Origin of the sequence: Levilactobacillus paucivorans (genome assembly GCF_001437125.1) — a bacterium.
In the GTDB taxonomy this organism is placed as follows: Bacteria; Bacillota; Bacilli; order Lactobacillales; family Lactobacillaceae; genus Levilactobacillus; species Levilactobacillus paucivorans.
The window spans coordinates 1-15,404 of sequence record NZ_JQCA01000071.1 but is presented as its reverse complement, the minus strand read 5'-3'; the positions used below and the strand labels follow the sequence as shown (position 1 = coordinate 15,404).

The window sequence follows — 15,404 nt, the reverse complement described above, 5'->3', positions numbered from 1 at the left end:
CAACAGACTGCCATTGAAAGATTCCGGGCTTGTTCGGATTAAACTTGTAATTTGCCCTCCACAAATAAGTATGCTGATTATTACTAAATGAATAAGCAATTAACACTAACGTTCGTTCGATCGAATCAGGTTGATTATCTCGCCAATCCAAAAATTGTTCTCGTGTTAATGCTACGTAATCCATCAGGTTGAAATGCGGTTCATCATTAATTAATGCTCTTAGTAGCTCGACCACGGTTTTACTTCGGTCATTATATATTACTTCTTTGTATTTTCCAGATGAAACAGCTGTCAAACTAACGCATCCACCCCCACCGAATACATCAACCAATCGTTTGCCATCGGGTAGGGCTTCCATAATTTGTTCAACCTTCTGTCCCTTGTTGCCAACATATGGCAGTCCACGCTTCCATTTATCTTTTGCTTTCATCTTGGCTATGTTTTCCTTTCGATTGTAAATTAAAAACGCCATGCTTCTCAGCACGACGCTCACGTTTATTCTTATCATCCAACCAACGCTCTAAGTCACGATAGCAATGGTTCTCTGCTGGGCTAACATAGCCATATTCAGTGTGTCGCATGTAGCCACACTCCCAACACAATAATGAGTAGCACCATCAGCAGACCGAATATTAAGTTGTCCCGTTGATAGTTTCTCATTACAATTCCTCCAAACTAAAAGGCCGCCTCGTTTGAGACGACCGTATATGTGATTGGTGTGGAATCGAACCACACGCGGTAATGAACCTCCTGACGTGGACTTTTTCTATTTTCAGCCACGTTTCAACCACCCGTCGACTTACGCTTTTAAGCTTAGCGTATAGAACTCGCATTTTGGCATTGCGCAATACCGCGGTTGCTGACCAATGGACCTTGTTGGGCTTAAACCAACGACCGGACGGTTATGAGCCGTCTGCTCTAATCAACTGAGCTAAAGGTCCTTAGAAAACACGTGCGACGGGAGTCGAACCCGTATCTTCTTTGCTCTGCCGTTGAGCTATGCACGTCTATTTCATCATTCGCTTATGTTACCAATTTACACCCAAACTAGGGGTCAATTTTCTCGGTTTTTTCCACTTTTCACAAATCGTATAATCCTAATCCTTTAGCACACTTCTTTATAAACAAACTTTTCAGTTTATATGCTCGTGACTTACCGACGCTCAGCATATTATTTTCGACCATTCCTGTTAAGGTATAGCGCGGATATTTCCGAAAATATTGCTCGTCAATGATTGCTTGCGTATCGGGACCCACTTCATCTAAGCAGTCATCAATAACTTGGCGTTGCTTCTTCAGTGCATTAATCCGCTTATCCTCATCTAGCGTGATAATTAACCGTTCTGTGCTATCGTTGAACCCGTTCTGTGCCCGACCACCGCCAACATTCTCATCAATCGGCGTTACCGGATAACGTAACTCCTGTTCGCGCTGTTCAATGTACTTATCAATCTTGGGATAATCACGTAAAATATCCTCTACCGTTCTAATCGTCGATCGTCTCACCAATCACGCCTCCTAAAATGGCCGTGTAAGCTCGTGTAGCACGTTAGTAATCTCCGCGTTACTCATCATACCCAAAGCAATGTAAACTTCCTTAGGCGCGCTGTGATTGCCTAATTTGGATTGAAACTCAGCTATCCCCATCAATATATCGTCTTCTGGCACCAATGATTCCAGACAGTTAAGCAGCATACGCTGGTTACCGTTCATTTCGTCTCGTGTTTTATCCATACGTCCTCCTACATAAACATCGTCAGCTCATGGATAACCTGGTTGCGTTCTTTCGCCGACAGCTTGTTAATCGCGTTGCGTTTGCTGTTGCTAAGATTGTTAAAGTGGTTGCCACACCACACTAACGCCTGTGCCACATCGCCACCATAGCTTGCCATGCCTTGCAGCACGTATTTGCGATACTCAATCTGTTCGTGTGTCATGCTGTGCCTCCACTAATTTCCGCCCACACATCGGGCAGTACCTAATTGGAACAGCCGTGTCTTTCCCTTGGGATTTTACGATCATCTGATTGCCATAAACTAAGCGAATCTCTAAGTCCTTTGAGTCAACCAAAGGAAACTTTTTAGCACAGTATCTACATTTTTCTTGTTCCCCAATAACCTTTTTCCATGAAAAATGTAAGATGACTAATAATACAAATAAGCAGAATTCAAAGAATGTTATCATTGCCGTATACAAAGACATCTAACCTTCCTCCACTTGATCATTTTCAGAATTAAAAACGTCCGACACTCTAATCTTCATCGCTAGCCCTCCCAATCTCAACATCACTCGGTGCCACCTCAATATGCCTGTGGCTGTCTTTAACTTTCATCATTGCTATCCGCCTATCACCACAAGTTATCCAGCATAGCCATGTAGCAGGTTGCTTAACGTGATGGTGTCGGTGGTAATACACCTTATCGCCGTACTTCATTGGCTGCCACCATAGATAACAACCGCCGAAGGAAACGGTGCCGCATCTTTTGGTTCACCATTCAGTTCAAATTTCAGCCGTCCACGTAAAAACTTGATTTGTGCTTTCCCAAAAATGAAATCATGCCAGTAGCTGGTGTCTGTTCTTGCTGGGATAAGTAGCACAATGTAACCGTCATGTTTTTTGATACTTTCTTCATACGCTTTCTTGACCCATTTTCGTAATTCTCTACCGTATGGCGGGTTTAAGAACAGGTTACCTTTAAGCTCATGCCAGGACTTAGTAAGTGAGTTGTCTTCCTCGCTGAAAAAGTTCTCACATTTGGTATTCTCAGGACTCGCTGCTAGGTCAAAGCTAAAATAGTACTTTTCATTCAGCTTCTTAAAAAAATCCTGTGGTGTTTCCCAATAATTCTTTTCTGATGATAGCAAGGCATTATTCATTGTTTCCCTCCCGTAGCTTCTCTCGCAATTTAACGCTGTCGGCGACTTCAACTTTCTTCTCCCTCAATCACCAAAGTAGCCTTAACCTTCCGATCACCACTTACATATGTTTCATGATAGAGTTCTTTTAGTGAACCATAGCCATCACTTACATACCCATCACCAAGGTCAACTAAAGCATAATTGTCGCTCAATGTTCGCACGATCATATAAGTAGAAGAATCATCTTGAATTACATCGCCCACTGAACACTTAGTAACTGGTGCATGTGAACCTTTATCAATAATTTTCATCATTTTTCCTCTCGTAGCTTCTCTCGCATGCAGCGCACCCAATCTTTGTCACGCCCCATAACACTAGCGACTCCTTGGTTGTTAGGCCGATTTATGTGTTTGACGTTGTATTTCAGTTGTGTCAGCTCATCTGGTGTGGCTTGATAATCCAATTCGTCACGTTTTCGCATTATGCTACGTAATTTCTGTATATATCGCAGTGGCTTTGACCGTTCTTGTGCAATATATTGGCTGGTGTATCCATGGATAATCAGGTGGCGTATGATATTACTTTCTGCCGTACGTTCTTTCTCAGTTTGACCATGTATCTCTTGTTTAACATCTTCCGGCCACTTATCTGGATCGTCGCCATAATTCGCGTAAGCAGCTCTAATTTCAGCCATTTCCTTGTTTGATGACATAACTTTTACTCCTTCCTCAATAGTCGTTTTGCTTCGTTCCTTAGTTCTTCAAATTCACGTTTACGTTGTTCTTTTAAAGCTTTATTGCAATTGGGACATGGGCTAGCTGTGACGGTGCTTACCGTACAGTGGTAAACAACGCCAGTGCCATGACACAATGGGCATTCGCTCATACGTTACGCACCCCTTTCATGCCATCAAAAATAAGTTGTTGTTCCGGGTTATCTGGATATACACGATCAATAAACTTGCCTTCATACATATTTTTTAGCTGTCCCTTGGTATTGTTGGTCGTAATGATGGTGATACCTTTAGCGGTGTTGTGGTTAAAATCAACTCTAGCGTTAGATACCCGATACATGATGTCTTGCAGATCCTTGTGCACCGGTTTAATGTTGCCAGTCATACCGCCTTCTGTGCCAAAATCATCTAGTACCAATACATCAACCTCAATCATCGAACGTGTTATGTTGATCAGTTTGGAACGAATTGAAGTGTCCTCATATTTGTCATTGACCATTCTTAGCAACTCGGCAGTTGATACAAACATGCCACTATGTCCATGGCTCATCAGGTGGTCCAACATCGCTAGTGCTAAAGATGTTTTACCAACACCACGATCACCCATCATAACCACATTGAAGTTTTGGTTTTCTAATTGCTTAGCCAACACGAATGCTTTCTTGCCTAATGACTTAGCTAAGTGTGGATTGTCCTGCTTAGCAATATCCCAGTTGCCAAACGAAAACTTGAGCGGTATGTTGCCGGACCAGACCGAGTAGCTATAGTACTGGGCCATTTTGTCCCGTTTCAATTGTTGAGCTGCTTGTTCAGCCGTCTTACGATCTAATTCTTCTTTAGTTGGCAAGTGGTTCAGGTCAACATGGTGGGCATTGGCTAGCCGCTGAATATATTCCTGGTCAAAAGTAACGTGCTCCATGCTAACCTCCCGTCCAATACTCGCGGCCCTCATGTTTTGGTTCAGTCGATTCTTGATACTCATCATCAAACCGGCCATTGAACCATTTAGATCCATCCATAGGGTGATACCACTTTTTATTTTGAGCAATATATTGTTTGTACAGTTTTAACTGACTGAAAAGATAATCGTTGGAATGCTTTGCTGACTTTTTACGCCAAGCTTTGTAATGGTTAAACGCTTGCTTTTTTCCCTTTTTGTTGGGATAAGCTGACCAGACTTCCTCAAAGTCAGACTCAATTGAGGAAGGTGCAGCGACAGCTGCACTATTCTCTTTTGTAGTCTCTGTAGTAGTCTCTGGTAGTCTATTGGTATTGGTAGACCCATTTTGGGCCGTTACATCGTCCCATTCTGAGCCATTCTTCGACCCATTTTGGGTCGATGGTCGGCTCATGTTCAATTTACTGTAATCAATGCGATACCATTTGGTTCTATCGAAACCGGCCTTATTATAATTTGCCGTAATAAGGTAGCCATCTTTCTCCAACCCATTTACTGCACGCTTAAGCGTATTTAATCCCCAAAAGGGAAATTGCTTATTCCAATTAGGGAAGCTGTTGTAAATCCACTTATAGCCGTCCCGTATATTGTTTGAGCGCTGCAACCAGTAATGAAATTGCTGAAGAACGATTGCCTTGTTCAATCCGACTTTTACTGCTAATGACGGTAAAACCTGTAACGGTGGCTCACTAATTAATAGATTTCCCATTTGTTTCACCTCGGTAATTTCCTCTAACTCCAATTTTTCTCAACGTTTCTTTGATTAATCCATTTTCCTTTTTATACGTTTTCCCAACAAGAAAGTTGTAAATGTTCCTTTTGTTAAAACCAGTAATGCTTGAAATATCTGCATAATTTAACCCGATGGTGGAAAGATAATAAATCTCTTTTAAATCATCTAAATTAAAGGATGACTTTACTGAGTTAATTCCAGCGGGTGATAGTCCAGCCTTAAACGCATGCAATGAGTTTCCTTCAAAAGTTGTCCATTCTAAATTATTAGCTTTGTTGTTTAATTTGTTTCCGTCTAGGTGGTTAACGACACGATAATTATGAGGGTTGGAAACAAATGCTTTTGCCACTAACCTGTGAACATACCCAATTCGTCTACCGTCATTTACTTTTACAAAAAGATAATTCCCGTTATTTGAAGGCCTGATAATCTTAAAATTGGTAAAAGTTGCTTTTGTGGAGTTATACGTTTTCCTTTTTACCCTAACTCGTCCCATATTTGAAATTTGATAAGGTGTTTTGGAGATAGATTTCCAAACTTCCTTATTCAAGTTTTTGAAAGGAATTTCACGGTTAAATGCATCGGCAACTAAAATATGCATGTAGTGTTGCTTTGTTTTCTCGTTTTTAGTTAAACCGCAAACGTATTTCCCACCATGTTCAGGCCTATACGAGGGAGACAACATTCGCTCTTTTGTAACAACAACATGATTCCAACGATCAACATATTGTTTAGGTAAACTTTTTAAACGCCAGCAATTTGACACTTCATATAATCCCTCATAATTTTTTACCGGTTTCCAAATTTCTTTGGTCAATTTTATTCATCCTCTTTCGGTTCATTACACCAAGATCAATAAGCGTTTCTTCGTTTAACTTGATAGGCTGCACATGATATTTTTGAGTAAATTTAACAGGACCTATTTGATGAAATTCATTGTGACAAGTTCTGCACAAAGCCATAAACCGATGTTGCCGATGATCAGCCAACTTGCGGGTTTCCGTCCCCACCGCGTCCCAATGATGAATGTCAGCGTGCTCACGTCCACAAATGGCACATACCCGGTGACGGCAACACTGATATTGGTAATACTCTTGCTCTCTCGGTAGCAATTCATAGCCTTGTTTGAACGGTACACGCCACGTAAACATGAAGTCGATAACTAGGTCGAGTAACACGTTAGCGTCGCTTACGGACGATTCTGTCGTGTCTGACAGGCTAATCTGCTTGCCAAACGTGTATTCCTCATATTGCAGGTAGAACAACTCTTTTAAAAAGTCTGTAGGCATGCCTGACCAGGTATAAATGTCACTCAACAGGGCAAAGAATAGACGCCGTTGTTGCGGTCTAGCTTTGCGTGTGTCGGCTAGTTCCCAATCTAGGTAAAGTTGTTCACGTGAACCGCTAACGGTCTCGATATGGTCTAAATTAGGCTGATGATCAAGCTCAACTAACAAGTATGACTTGCCATTCCGTTCAAAGTATTTTGATCGTGACCGTTGCATTTAATCACCTCAAATCAGAACGGAATATCACTATCTTGAATATCAATGGGCTTGCCGTCATTAGCAAACGGATCACTCGTATTGTTCTGCGGCCGATTGTTTTGATAACTACCGTTACCAGTAGAGTTTTTTGATTCCAAGAACGAGAAGTTCTCAACAATAACTTCTGTGACGTATACACGTTGGCCTTGCTTATTTTCATAGTTGCGTGTTTGAATACGGCCTTCAATGCCTACCAGAGATCCTTTGTGGAAGAAGTTAGCAAAGTTTTCTGCCGACTTGCGCCAAATAACGCAAATAACAAAATCAGCTTCGCGCTCACCTTGTTTATTGGTGAACCGCCGGTCAACGGCCAGATTGAAAGTAGCTACAGCATCACCGCCTTGCGTATACCGTAAATCCACATCGCGGGTTAGTCGTCCGGTCAAAACTACTCGATTAATCATTAGAATTCCCCTTTTCTGTTTGCTTATTTAATTGACTAATCACAAGCATAATTAGGCTTTCAGCTTTGCTGTGGGACAGTTGATTAGATTGACTGACGCCCGCCTTTTCCAAATAACCATTTCGAACAGCCTCAATTGGTGCGTTAGCCGCCTTACTCATTGCTTTGAATAAGCCCTCAAGAGTAGTTTGTTGTTGCTTGGTCGAGGCTTCAGGTTTACTTGTATTTTTTCGTTGTGAATTGTTCCGATTAGGCGTGGTATCATTAGCTTGCTGACCATCGTCATCAGCCTCTGAGCTGACGCCAAATGTTGTCCCCAAAGAATAACGTTTAGCATAGGTCATGGCGCTTCCTACGTCTTGTGGGTTACCACTGGTTTTAAATTCCATCCAGGAAGAAGACTTACTATAACCATTTTCATGTGTGACAATCGTACGGACACGAACAACGCCATTAGCTGTCTCACAGTCCTGGTACCAAGCCAATCCAGTATCTTTTAATCCCTCATCAATTGCTTTAATTAGATCTTCCAGCAATACATAGTCGTAGTTTTTTCCACCGCTCTTAGTTTTATAGCCAACATGTCCATTCTTTTTGGGCGCCTTAACTTGCTGGCGAAAATGGGAAAGTCCTTTATTAAAAGCCGACTGCAACTTTATCTTTAACTGATAATCAACTTCAATTTTAGAGCTGGATTCTAAAACATTTGAATTTTCTGTAGGTTCGCTGATGTTCATGTTTAAATCTCCTTTGTGGGTTTAACGATCAAATTCTCTACTGATTCTTTTTCAGAAGCGCCATCGATGATTTGTCCTTCATCATTAACATAACGGCCCTTAACAAAATAAAATTGCTTCTTAATTTGTTTTTTATCAGGAGTTTTTTTGATATTGATTAGATCATTCAAACCTTGTTTTTCCAGTGACTGAACTACTGTCTCATCCGACCAATTGACTCCGGTTGGTGTCTTACGTGTCGAAACTGTGCCAAATGGCGTCTCGATTCGTGCCTTTGGATCATCTTTCCGTAACTTAGTTAAATAATCAGCAAACAGCCCCTCAAAAAAAGCACGGCTATATTGATTAGCTTGCAACTTAGATTCGAGCCAAGCATCAATTGATTCCTTTTGTTCCAATGCAACTTTCTTTAGTTCATCATCTTTAGCAGCTAGTGCGCGATATTTACGCATCGCCCACGTAGCAGAACTCAGATCCGCGATCTCAAAATTGGGTTTGCTTACTTCTTCGTCATTTTCTAAATCATATTTTTCTAGTGCATCCATTATTTCTCCTCCTCAAACTTGTTGTGTCCAAGATAAGTGACCAACCGCACCTCTGGGCAATATCCATAGAGTGCCAATACAGTACTCTGATAGCTGTCGTGACCGCCATCCTTAAAGTTTTCAAGGTAGTTATCAATGTCGATCAGATCATTGTAGATATAGACCGGCTGATCTTCATCATCAACGACCCAATAGCGGCTACTGACCAGTAATGGCTCGCCGTTGGTATCTAGCACCTTGGGAACAGCCGTACTGGTATCGTCCTGATGCCGGTACAATCGAGTATAAGAAGTTGTCACGCCGTTTAATGCCATTGCAACCACCACCCGTCTGGAGTAGAATTAATGTTATATAAATAGGATAAGTGCAATTCATTTTCGAGTTCTGACGGACAGTTCAGGACTCTTTTTTTATGCCATAGTTTCATCGATCGACGACCTCCAATCCGTTAGTGAACATTTCAAATGGCTCATGGCCATGTTGCTTAATGACAGCAATTAGCTTATTCGACTTTCCGCAAACGTCCGGCTTGAGTTCTACTACTTTGCCAACACCAGCAGACACCATCTTGATACCTGCGGCATACGTATCTTCGTAACTGACCTTGTCACCAACATTAACTTTCATGTTGATCCTCCATTCCAAAGAAGTCTTTCCAAAATGGTGCCCAACCGCCGGCACGCACCACTGACTTCCGTAGTTGATAACCAGCTGAGGCGATCAGCACGATTACCGTTAGCCAGAATGTTAGAAAGCCAACTAGCAGGTAAACTTCGTACATATAACCATTCCTTTCTTATGCTGTCTGCTCATCAAGATGCAGGTACAAGTCACTCATACCCAGCAAATCGCAAGCACTGTACAAAGCTTCTCGATTTACTTCTTGTAGGTCTTCAAAAGATGGTTCATGTCCATCAGTCTTCATATTTTCACGTGGTGACTCGTTGTACGAAATCAAGAAATCCATCGCTTCCCGAACACTATCAAATTCCATATTGATTCCTCCTTAGTATTCTTCGTTCCAAACTTGATACCGGATGGCAAATTCTTTGACGATTGCTGTGTAAATCTCAATCAGCTTCTTGTCATGGGCAATGACATCAACCTTTGTTGTATTCTTGCGCTGAGTTTTTGAAGTTCCTTCCTCAGCCATTCGCCGTCTCAGGTTGGTTAGCCGTGTCTTAAGTGATACCCCACCTCGCCGGTCTACCTCATCGTAGATGTCGTTGCGAGTCATTTTGTATGATTCACCGGTGTTACCTTGCTGACGTGCAATCTTACTAATGAGGTGCGAGGTCTCATTCCGCCAGTCCATGGTAGACGTGGCAACAATCTCACTAACGCCATCAATTTTGTTTTCGAGGCGGTGTTGATTACGTTCATTAGCTGCTAACTTGTCTACAACACCCTGCATGAATTGGAGCTCGGGAGACAGTGCTGAGGTACGATACTTAATTTGATCTTCCATCTCATTGAACGCCTTAATGTATTGGAGCTTGAAGCCGTCAGCTTTGTGTCCCGTAAAGCCCATTACAATAAATGCAAATCCATCACGATTCATGTAGTACATTGGATTCGACTTGCCATTCGAAGCCGTATATTGGCCTTCTGCAAACATGTTTTCTAGTAGAGCGGAATTTTCCGCTGTACTAATGTTGGTATTGATTGCTTCTAAAACATCCTTATGCTGCTTACCAAACGTTTCTGCTACCTGCAAGCTACTGGTGACTGCTTGCTTGTCTTTCATGATTACTAATTCGTTCATGTGGATCATTCCTTTCAGATGTATAACTTAAAGTTGACTCAGGGGCAAAATTAATCATATCAATAGGCACTTGATACAACTCCGCAAATGCTTTACCGTATCCAGGTGCAATATCGTTAGGATTAGCTTCTAAATATGATACCCATTGTCGTGATACCTTTTTTCCAAAATAGTGTCCAAACCATTCAGCTACTTGCTTCTGACTAAGACCGGCGTTAATTCTTGCTGCTTTTAAAGATATTCTAAATTTAGTAGCTTGCATGTCATTTCTCCTTTCTTGATTACAAGTACAAGTATAGGTCAACTTTAAGTTATAGTCAATAACTTTGTATAACTTTTTAAAACTAAAAGTTGATTTTATATAACATTATGTTATACTTTAGTCACCGTTATAGATAGGAAGTGATTAACTATGAAACCAGAAAACGAAATTTCAAGTCAAATAAAAGTTCTTCGGTCTAAAATGGGCTGGTCTCAATCTCAACTAGCTGATAAATTAGGAGTATCTAAACAATCAGTTTCAAATTGGGAAACAAACCTAAAAACGCCCCGCATGGGAGCGCTTCAAAAAATGTCAGATTTATTTGGCGTCAGCATTGGCCAGATAACTGACGGAGATAGGTTTGAAAATAATCTAATTCAGCAAACTGCTCAATTAATGCAAGGATTGCCTTATAGCAAGCAGCAAGAAGTATTTTATTTTGCCAAGAGTCGATTGAAACTAAATGTTAATTCTAACGTCATCAAGTTCCCCAAAGACGATGACACCCTCGAAATTACGGCCAGCGGTGTCCTCTCTGCTGGTGTTGGTGAGTTCCTTGATGATTCTACTAAGCCATTCACTGTAACCGTGCACAAGCCTGTTCCTAGCGATTATGACTATGCCTTCAAGATAAACGGCCACTCAATGGAGCCTGTCTACCAGGATAAGCAAGTTGTATTTGTTAAAAAGGAAGACGATTACCGTGATGGCCAGATCATCGCGGCAGTTATGGACGGCTGTGCTTATCTGAAAAAGCTGTCAGTAGTTGATGGTGAGGCTACGCTGGTATCACTCAACCCGCAATATCCTAATATCAAAGTTGATAGAGAGACTGGCGTCAAAGTATTAGGTGTTGTATTTTCATAAATTTTTAGGAGGTAGTAAACATGTCTTTTTTGGCCGATATTTTAACGATAATATGTACATTTTCTTATATAGTACTTACGGTATCACTAGTTGCATGGGGTATCTCCGCCTTGCGTCGTAAACAAAATAAAGCATTTGAGCCTGAACACTCTTGGAAGAAGATAACACTGTATTCTTTTCTAAGTATGGTAATTAGCGCCATCTTGCTTGTACCAGTAAATAACAGAACTCCGGATGGTAAAAAAGAAATTGCTCAAGAGCGTAAATAAAAAAGAGAAAAGTCTGAACGTTCTCTGGCAGAATCAAAAAAGAAGGAATCGTCTAAAGAGTCCTCCAAACAAGCTAAAAAAGAATTATCAGCAGAACAAACGAAAAATAGGAAAAAGAATTTTTCCGAATATAAACAGGCATTATCATCAATTCCGCAAAAAACGAAATACGCTATAGTCAAGGCATACTTTGATGAAGAAAGTGGCTCGACAATCGTCGTCCTCTCTGATAAAGCCTTAGGCCTATCGAGTAATGAGTTGAAATCAGTTGCGCGAACCGCTTGGAACTCAACTCAAGATTTAATAAATTCGTATGCACCATTCCCCGAAGATGAAGCTTCAGCTGAAATGTACGTTACAGTGCAAGACAGTTCTGGAAACAAAATCGCACATACTTCTTTACTAGGATCATTCAAATACGATGGTGATTAAATTATATTAGGAAGTGTTCACAATGCTTTTACTACTTACACTCATAGTTGTATGGGCAGGATACAAGTTCTTCACACAGTGGATATGGTGGATCATAGGCATCATGCTGCTGATTGACGTCTGGAAGATTGTTACGTCATGGCCAGCGTTACTGATAATTGTCGGTACATGCTTCTACTTGCTGTATAAGCGTCACAAGGAAAAGATGCCACGCAAGAAGGTTAAACCAACACTTTCTGAACCAGTTAATATGCAGGGAAAACACTTTTAAAACAGTCGCATTCAATATTTCGCAAAAAAAGACTCCCAGTTTAATACTAGGGGCCTTTTTATTCAATGTTTTCGAGGGGTTATTTGTTAATTATAGCCCCTATACAAACATCTTTTGTAGATACCCTTTTTTTAGTTCTTGGAGTTTTTCAAGCTTACGTTGATTGGCAGCGATGGAATCATCTAACATTTCAAGCACTTTACCAATCTTCATTTGTTCATTTAGAATTGGATTTTTTACTTTTATCGGGCTAAATTGCTTATATTTTAAGTTCCAAGTATCTGAAGTTAAGCCTTGAGAATTCTTTTGGAAACTTTGAAGCATTGGGGTTAGTTTAAAAAGATATGAAATGAACTTTGTATCAGTTTGCTTTGATGGTTTAAGGACAGTATATGCTGGGCTTACAATACCATTCATTTCAGAAACTCCACTTGCACCTTGCCACATTCTCATAGAATTATATGCTATATCACCTTCAAAAACCCTCTTATAGTGTGATTTATCTGAACTCGAATTATCTTTCCTATCAAGGGAATCTGCAGGAACAATGCCTGAATCAACGGTTATGGATAGCATTTTATATTGTCCCGAATTGGCTCGTTCATTTCGCTCAGAAAATATGTCCCCCAACTTTCGCTGTTCCCAAGCGTCAGCAAACCCTGCAAATCGCAATTCAGGAACTTTGGCCCCATTTTTAGGGAACATTTTTTGCAAATAGCCCTGTTTAAGTTCCTTAAGCTTAGCTAACTTACGCTGATGAAGGGTGATAGTGTTGTCTAACTGTTTGAAAAATGAGCCAATTTTTTGTTGTTCCTCTTCAACTGGTACCATAATTTTGGCGTCTTTAATATCGTTTGAATTGATACTTTCAAATGTTGAACCTGTGCTGTAACGAGTCCAATATCCGGTTAATTTCATTTTTCCAAGTTGTTGGAAGATAAATTCATTTCCTTTAATTGCTGCAACACCGCGGCCTAGAACTACGTCATAATCAGTCTTCCCAATATCTCCAACTGGTGCACGAACACTTAAAATTAAATCACTTTTTTCAGCTTTCTTAGTAACTTGTGTAGTCCAAACTCTTGGAACAACACGACCGTTTTTCATATCAGCATTACCTTGAACAAGAATGTAGTCATCTGGATTTTCTGTATAGTTTTCAGAATTTGGAGATTGACCCATGGTAAGTTGGGCTTCTTCTCCCAACTTACGCTGTTCCCAAGGATCAGTGAAACCTTTAAATCTTAATTGCGGATATTTAGCTTGGTTATCTTTCATTTGTGGGCCTCCGGTTTTGACTGGTCATTAACGTGGGTGGCCACTAACTGGCTAGCTAATTCATTAAAGGCTTGTTCATTCTGACTGATTTCCTCATCCAGTTGCTTTAGATCAGCTTTGACTTGGTTCAGATCAATCTCGGGTTCCGGTTCAAACGTATCAACGTAGCGCGGAATATTTAAGTTGTAGTCATTCTCCTTGATTTCTGCCGGTGAGGCCACATGAGCATATTTATCGACATCTTGCCGGTTTTGATAAGTCGTCACAATTTTTTGAATATTGGCTGCCGTTAGCTTATTTTGATTCTTGTCCTTTTCAAATTCCCGGGACGCATCAATAAACAAGACGTCGTCAGTGGTTTTGTGTTTCTTTAAAATCATGATCAACGTTGGAATACTGGTGGAATGAAAAATATTGGCGGGTAGTCCAATAATGGCATCAATCCGGTTATCCAGCAGGAGTTTTTGGCGAATTTTGCCTTCCTTAGCCCCCCGAAATAGCACGCCATGGGGTAAGACGATGCCCATAGTTCCATGCTCCTGCAGATGATAAAAGCCGTGTAGCAGAAAGGCAAAATCGGCTTTAGATTTAGGCGGTAAGACGCCATAGTCGCGGAAGCGGGGATCAGACAAACGTTTGTCACTATTATCCCAGTGTGCCGAGTAAGGCGGGTTCATGACGACCGCATCAAATAAGTAAGGTTCGTCAACCGGCCAATCTTTACTTAACGTATCACCATTGCGTAAGTGCATATCATCATAAGACACCCCATGCAACATTAAATTCATTCGGGCTAGGTTAAAGGTCGTCGTGTTTAATTCCTGACCATGATAACTCACTAAACTGGGATCTTGCACATGTTGTCCCACATTCAACAGCAGCGAACCAGAACCAACTGCTGGATCATAGACAGTCCGCAATTGGTTGTCACCTGCATTGCGCTGATAAGTCACAATCTGGGCAATAATGTCGGACACCTGCCGCGGGGTATAAAATTCCCCTGCCTTCTTACCAGAATCACTGGCAAATTGCGCGATTAAGTATTCATATGCGTCACCTAGGACGTCGCCTTGATGATGGACAAGATCAATCGCATTTAAAGCTAACATAGTATCACTAATAGTTTGGTTCCGTTGTTGTAAAGAACTGCCTAATTTATTACTACTTAAATCCACATCGGCAAACAAGCCCGAAAAGTCTTGCGCTGAAGACAGATTTTGCGTCGACTGTTCCAGATCATGAAGTGCTTGAGATAAATCGTCTAATGCAAAAGTATGGGCTTGAATCTTGCCAATCAGGGTGGTGTACAACGCTTGTGGTTGAATTAAATAGCCGAGCGTGTTTTGCAAATACTCCACTAAACTGGGCTGCACCGAGACGCCTTCTAATTCAAACTGAGGATCCATATACTGAGCATATTTCCGGGTGACATTTTCGGTTTCGCCTGCCCAATCACTAAAGGTCGTTAAGGTTTTCTCAGATAGAAACCGATAAAAAATTAACCCCAATAAATAATTTTTATATTCAGAAGCGTCCATTTTCCCGCGTAAGACATCGGCCGCATTCCATAGGGCGCTTTCAAGTTGACTAGCTTGAGTTGTTTTTTCTGACATTATTTAACCTCACTTATTTTCCTAGACCATTCGCTTAAATTCAGTAATTTTCTTTATATTTGTCTTGACGGGTTACGGTTTTCCATTCAGTTTAGAGGGAGTGACGTTTTGAGCGCAGAATTGTTCCCTGGA

At 41.0% G+C, this 15,404-nt stretch carries 25 protein-coding genes and 2 tRNA genes; 2 read left to right on the top strand and 25 right to left on the bottom strand.

Translation table 11 applies throughout. The annotated features are described in order from the left end of the window. The 23 genes from IV54_RS06675 to IV54_RS11525 form a co-directional block, all read right to left on the bottom strand. On the bottom strand, nucleotides 1-430 hold a 430-nt coding region (locus IV54_RS06675; protein WP_191980410.1), incomplete at its 3' end, for a DNA adenine methylase. Continuing rightward, entirely contained in the window at nucleotides 414-581 is a 168-nt protein-coding gene (locus IV54_RS11740) for a hypothetical protein (protein WP_157054376.1), read from the bottom strand. The genes IV54_RS11740 and IV54_RS06675, both read right to left, overlap by 17 nt. A 286-nt stretch (nucleotides 582-867) precedes the next feature. Beyond that, nucleotides 868-941 (bottom strand) — tRNA-Ile (locus IV54_RS06670). Nucleotides 942-949: 8 nt separating this feature from the next. Further along, nucleotides 950-1,007: transfer RNA gene (locus IV54_RS11735), tRNA-Ser, on the bottom strand. Nucleotides 1,008-1,080: 73 nt separating this feature from the next. Then, the gene (locus IV54_RS06665) at nucleotides 1,081-1,506 is read right to left on the bottom strand and encodes a transcriptional regulator (RefSeq protein WP_057878608.1); all 426 of its coding nucleotides are present in this window, start codon (nucleotides 1,504-1,506) and stop codon (nucleotides 1,081-1,083) included. Between the two features lie 12 nt (nucleotides 1,507-1,518). Beyond that, nucleotides 1,519-1,734, bottom strand: a complete 216-nt coding sequence (locus tag IV54_RS06660) for a hypothetical protein (RefSeq protein ID WP_057878607.1) — start codon at nucleotides 1,732-1,734, stop codon at nucleotides 1,519-1,521. 8 nt (nucleotides 1,735-1,742) lie between these two features. Continuing rightward, nucleotides 1,743-1,937 (bottom strand): hypothetical protein, encoded by a 195-nt coding sequence (locus IV54_RS06655; RefSeq protein ID WP_057878606.1) that lies wholly within the window; start codon nucleotides 1,935-1,937, stop codon nucleotides 1,743-1,745. A gap of 493 nt (nucleotides 1,938-2,430) precedes the next feature. Then, entirely contained in the window at nucleotides 2,431-2,877 is a 447-nt protein-coding gene (locus tag IV54_RS06640) for a DNA N-6-adenine-methyltransferase (RefSeq protein WP_057878603.1), read from the bottom strand. A 47-nt stretch (nucleotides 2,878-2,924) separates the two neighbouring features. After that, nucleotides 2,925-3,170 (bottom strand): hypothetical protein, encoded by a 246-nt coding sequence (locus tag IV54_RS06635; protein ID WP_057878602.1) that lies wholly within the window; start codon nucleotides 3,168-3,170, stop codon nucleotides 2,925-2,927. Continuing rightward, a complete protein-coding gene (locus tag IV54_RS06630; RefSeq protein WP_057878601.1) occupies nucleotides 3,170-3,571 on the bottom strand; it encodes a DUF4105 domain-containing protein in 402 nt (133 codons plus the stop codon). Before IV54_RS06630 ends, IV54_RS06635 begins: the two co-directional genes overlap by 1 nt. A 169-nt stretch (nucleotides 3,572-3,740) precedes the next feature. Further along, nucleotides 3,741-4,511, bottom strand: a complete 771-nt coding sequence (locus IV54_RS06625) for an ATP-binding protein (protein WP_057878600.1) — start codon at nucleotides 4,509-4,511, stop codon at nucleotides 3,741-3,743. A gap of 1 nt (nucleotide 4,512) precedes the next feature. Then, entirely contained in the window at nucleotides 4,513-5,259 is a 747-nt protein-coding gene (locus tag IV54_RS06620) for a replication protein (RefSeq protein WP_237756686.1), read from the bottom strand. After that, nucleotides 5,240-6,100 (bottom strand): NUMOD4 domain-containing protein, encoded by an 861-nt coding sequence (locus IV54_RS06615; RefSeq protein WP_057878598.1) that lies wholly within the window; start codon nucleotides 6,098-6,100, stop codon nucleotides 5,240-5,242. The genes IV54_RS06620 and IV54_RS06615 overlap by 20 nt, the downstream gene beginning before the upstream one ends. Further along, nucleotides 6,063-6,788, bottom strand: a complete 726-nt coding sequence (locus IV54_RS06610; protein ID WP_057878597.1) for a putative HNHc nuclease — start codon at nucleotides 6,786-6,788, stop codon at nucleotides 6,063-6,065. The genes IV54_RS06615 and IV54_RS06610 overlap by 38 nt, the downstream gene beginning before the upstream one ends. Nucleotides 6,789-6,802: 14 nt before the next feature. Next, complete coding sequence (gene ssb / locus IV54_RS06605; RefSeq protein WP_057878596.1) at nucleotides 6,803-7,234, bottom strand: single-stranded DNA-binding protein; 432 nt, start codon at nucleotides 7,232-7,234, stop codon at nucleotides 6,803-6,805. Then, complete coding sequence (locus tag IV54_RS06600; RefSeq protein ID WP_083488543.1) at nucleotides 7,227-7,970, bottom strand: ERF family protein; 744 nt, start codon at nucleotides 7,968-7,970, stop codon at nucleotides 7,227-7,229. The genes ssb and IV54_RS06600 overlap by 8 nt, the downstream gene beginning before the upstream one ends. Before the next feature lie 2 nt (nucleotides 7,971-7,972). After that, entirely contained in the window at nucleotides 7,973-8,515 is a 543-nt protein-coding gene (locus IV54_RS06595) for a host-nuclease inhibitor Gam family protein (protein WP_057878595.1), read from the bottom strand. Then, on the bottom strand, nucleotides 8,515-8,829 hold the full coding sequence (locus tag IV54_RS06590; protein ID WP_057878594.1) for a hypothetical protein: 315 nt from the start codon (nucleotides 8,827-8,829) through the stop codon (nucleotides 8,515-8,517). The genes IV54_RS06595 and IV54_RS06590 overlap by 1 nt, the downstream gene beginning before the upstream one ends. 109 nt (nucleotides 8,830-8,938) lie before the next feature. Further along, complete coding sequence (locus tag IV54_RS06585) at nucleotides 8,939-9,142, bottom strand: hypothetical protein (RefSeq protein WP_057878593.1); 204 nt, start codon at nucleotides 9,140-9,142, stop codon at nucleotides 8,939-8,941. Beyond that, nucleotides 9,132-9,296, bottom strand: coding sequence for a hypothetical protein (locus tag IV54_RS11730; protein WP_157054375.1), 165 nt, complete (start codon nucleotides 9,294-9,296; stop codon nucleotides 9,132-9,134). The genes IV54_RS06585 and IV54_RS11730 overlap by 11 nt, the downstream gene beginning before the upstream one ends. Before the next feature lie 15 nt (nucleotides 9,297-9,311). Beyond that, nucleotides 9,312-9,509 carry a hypothetical protein gene (locus IV54_RS06580; protein WP_057878592.1) on the bottom strand — a complete coding sequence of 66 codons (198 nt, stop codon included), beginning with the start codon at nucleotides 9,507-9,509 and terminating at the stop codon, nucleotides 9,312-9,314. A gap of 12 nt (nucleotides 9,510-9,521) precedes the next feature. Continuing rightward, nucleotides 9,522-10,280: a Rha family transcriptional regulator gene (locus IV54_RS06575; protein WP_057878591.1), complete on the bottom strand. Its 759-nt coding sequence runs from the start codon at nucleotides 10,278-10,280 to the stop codon at nucleotides 9,522-9,524. Next, nucleotides 10,234-10,542 carry a helix-turn-helix transcriptional regulator gene (locus IV54_RS11525; protein WP_157054374.1) on the bottom strand — a complete coding sequence of 103 codons (309 nt, stop codon included), beginning with the start codon at nucleotides 10,540-10,542 and terminating at the stop codon, nucleotides 10,234-10,236. The genes IV54_RS06575 and IV54_RS11525 overlap by 47 nt, the downstream gene beginning before the upstream one ends. A 150-nt stretch (nucleotides 10,543-10,692) precedes the next feature. On the opposite strand from IV54_RS11525, the gene IV54_RS06570 reads away from it, so the two are divergent. Next, on the top strand, nucleotides 10,693-11,409 hold the full coding sequence (locus tag IV54_RS06570; RefSeq protein ID WP_057878590.1) for an XRE family transcriptional regulator: 717 nt from the start codon (nucleotides 10,693-10,695) through the stop codon (nucleotides 11,407-11,409). A 20-nt stretch (nucleotides 11,410-11,429) separates the two neighbouring features. Then, on the top strand, nucleotides 11,430-11,678 hold the full coding sequence (locus tag IV54_RS06565) for a hypothetical protein (RefSeq protein WP_057878589.1): 249 nt from the start codon (nucleotides 11,430-11,432) through the stop codon (nucleotides 11,676-11,678). Nucleotides 11,679-12,480: 802 nt separating this feature from the next. Here IV54_RS06565 and IV54_RS06555 read toward each other — a convergent pair. Then, nucleotides 12,481-13,659, bottom strand: coding sequence for a restriction endonuclease subunit S (locus IV54_RS06555; protein WP_057878587.1), 1,179 nt, complete (start codon nucleotides 13,657-13,659; stop codon nucleotides 12,481-12,483). Continuing rightward, nucleotides 13,656-15,272 (bottom strand): type I restriction-modification system subunit M, encoded by a 1,617-nt coding sequence (locus tag IV54_RS06550; protein ID WP_057878586.1) that lies wholly within the window; start codon nucleotides 15,270-15,272, stop codon nucleotides 13,656-13,658. The genes IV54_RS06555 and IV54_RS06550 overlap by 4 nt, the downstream gene beginning before the upstream one ends. Between the last annotated feature and the right edge of the window lie 132 nt (nucleotides 15,273-15,404).

Coding starts and splice junctions, on each gene's coding strand:
- IV54_RS11740 (WP_157054376.1), bottom strand. CDS start 581: ATGCGACACACTGAATATGGCTATGTTAGCCCAGCAGAGAACCATTGC.
- IV54_RS06660 (WP_057878607.1), bottom strand. CDS start 1,734: ATGGATAAAACACGAGACGAAATGAACGGTAACCAGCGTATGCTGCTT.
- IV54_RS06655 (WP_057878606.1), bottom strand. CDS start 1,937: ATGACACACGAACAGATTGAGTATCGCAAATACGTGCTGCAAGGCATG.
- IV54_RS06640 (WP_057878603.1), bottom strand. CDS start 2,877: ATGAATAATGCCTTGCTATCATCAGAAAAGAATTATTGGGAAACACCA.
- IV54_RS06635 (WP_057878602.1), bottom strand. CDS start 3,170: ATGAAAATTATTGATAAAGGTTCACATGCACCAGTTACTAAGTGTTCA.
- IV54_RS06630 (WP_057878601.1), bottom strand. CDS start 3,571: ATGTCATCAAACAAGGAAATGGCTGAAATTAGAGCTGCTTACGCGAAT.
- IV54_RS06625 (WP_057878600.1), bottom strand. CDS start 4,511: ATGGAGCACGTTACTTTTGACCAGGAATATATTCAGCGGCTAGCCAAT.
- IV54_RS06620 (WP_237756686.1), bottom strand. CDS start 5,259: ATGGGAAATCTATTAATTAGTGAGCCACCGTTACAGGTTTTACCGTCA.
- IV54_RS06610 (WP_057878597.1), bottom strand. CDS start 6,788: ATGCAACGGTCACGATCAAAATACTTTGAACGGAATGGCAAGTCATAC.
- ssb (WP_057878596.1), bottom strand. CDS start 7,234: ATGATTAATCGAGTAGTTTTGACCGGACGACTAACCCGCGATGTGGAT.
- IV54_RS06600 (WP_083488543.1), bottom strand. CDS start 7,970: ATGAACATCAGCGAACCTACAGAAAATTCAAATGTTTTAGAATCCAGC.
- IV54_RS06595 (WP_057878595.1), bottom strand. CDS start 8,515: ATGGATGCACTAGAAAAATATGATTTAGAAAATGACGAAGAAGTAAGC.
- IV54_RS06590 (WP_057878594.1), bottom strand. CDS start 8,829: ATGGCATTAAACGGCGTGACAACTTCTTATACTCGATTGTACCGGCAT.
- IV54_RS06585 (WP_057878593.1), bottom strand. CDS start 9,142: ATGAAAGTTAATGTTGGTGACAAGGTCAGTTACGAAGATACGTATGCC.
- IV54_RS11730 (WP_157054375.1), bottom strand. CDS start 9,296: ATGTACGAAGTTTACCTGCTAGTTGGCTTTCTAACATTCTGGCTAACG.
- IV54_RS06580 (WP_057878592.1), bottom strand. CDS start 9,509: ATGGAATTTGATAGTGTTCGGGAAGCGATGGATTTCTTGATTTCGTAC.
- IV54_RS06575 (WP_057878591.1), bottom strand. CDS start 10,280: ATGAACGAATTAGTAATCATGAAAGACAAGCAAGCAGTCACCAGTAGC.
- IV54_RS11525 (WP_157054374.1), bottom strand. CDS start 10,542: ATGCAAGCTACTAAATTTAGAATATCTTTAAAAGCAGCAAGAATTAAC.
- IV54_RS06570 (WP_057878590.1), top strand. CDS start 10,693: ATGAAACCAGAAAACGAAATTTCAAGTCAAATAAAAGTTCTTCGGTCT.
- IV54_RS06565 (WP_057878589.1), top strand. CDS start 11,430: ATGTCTTTTTTGGCCGATATTTTAACGATAATATGTACATTTTCTTAT.
- IV54_RS06555 (WP_057878587.1), bottom strand. CDS start 13,659: ATGAAAGATAACCAAGCTAAATATCCGCAATTAAGATTTAAAGGTTTC.
- IV54_RS06550 (WP_057878586.1), bottom strand. CDS start 15,272: ATGTCAGAAAAAACAACTCAAGCTAGTCAACTTGAAAGCGCCCTATGG.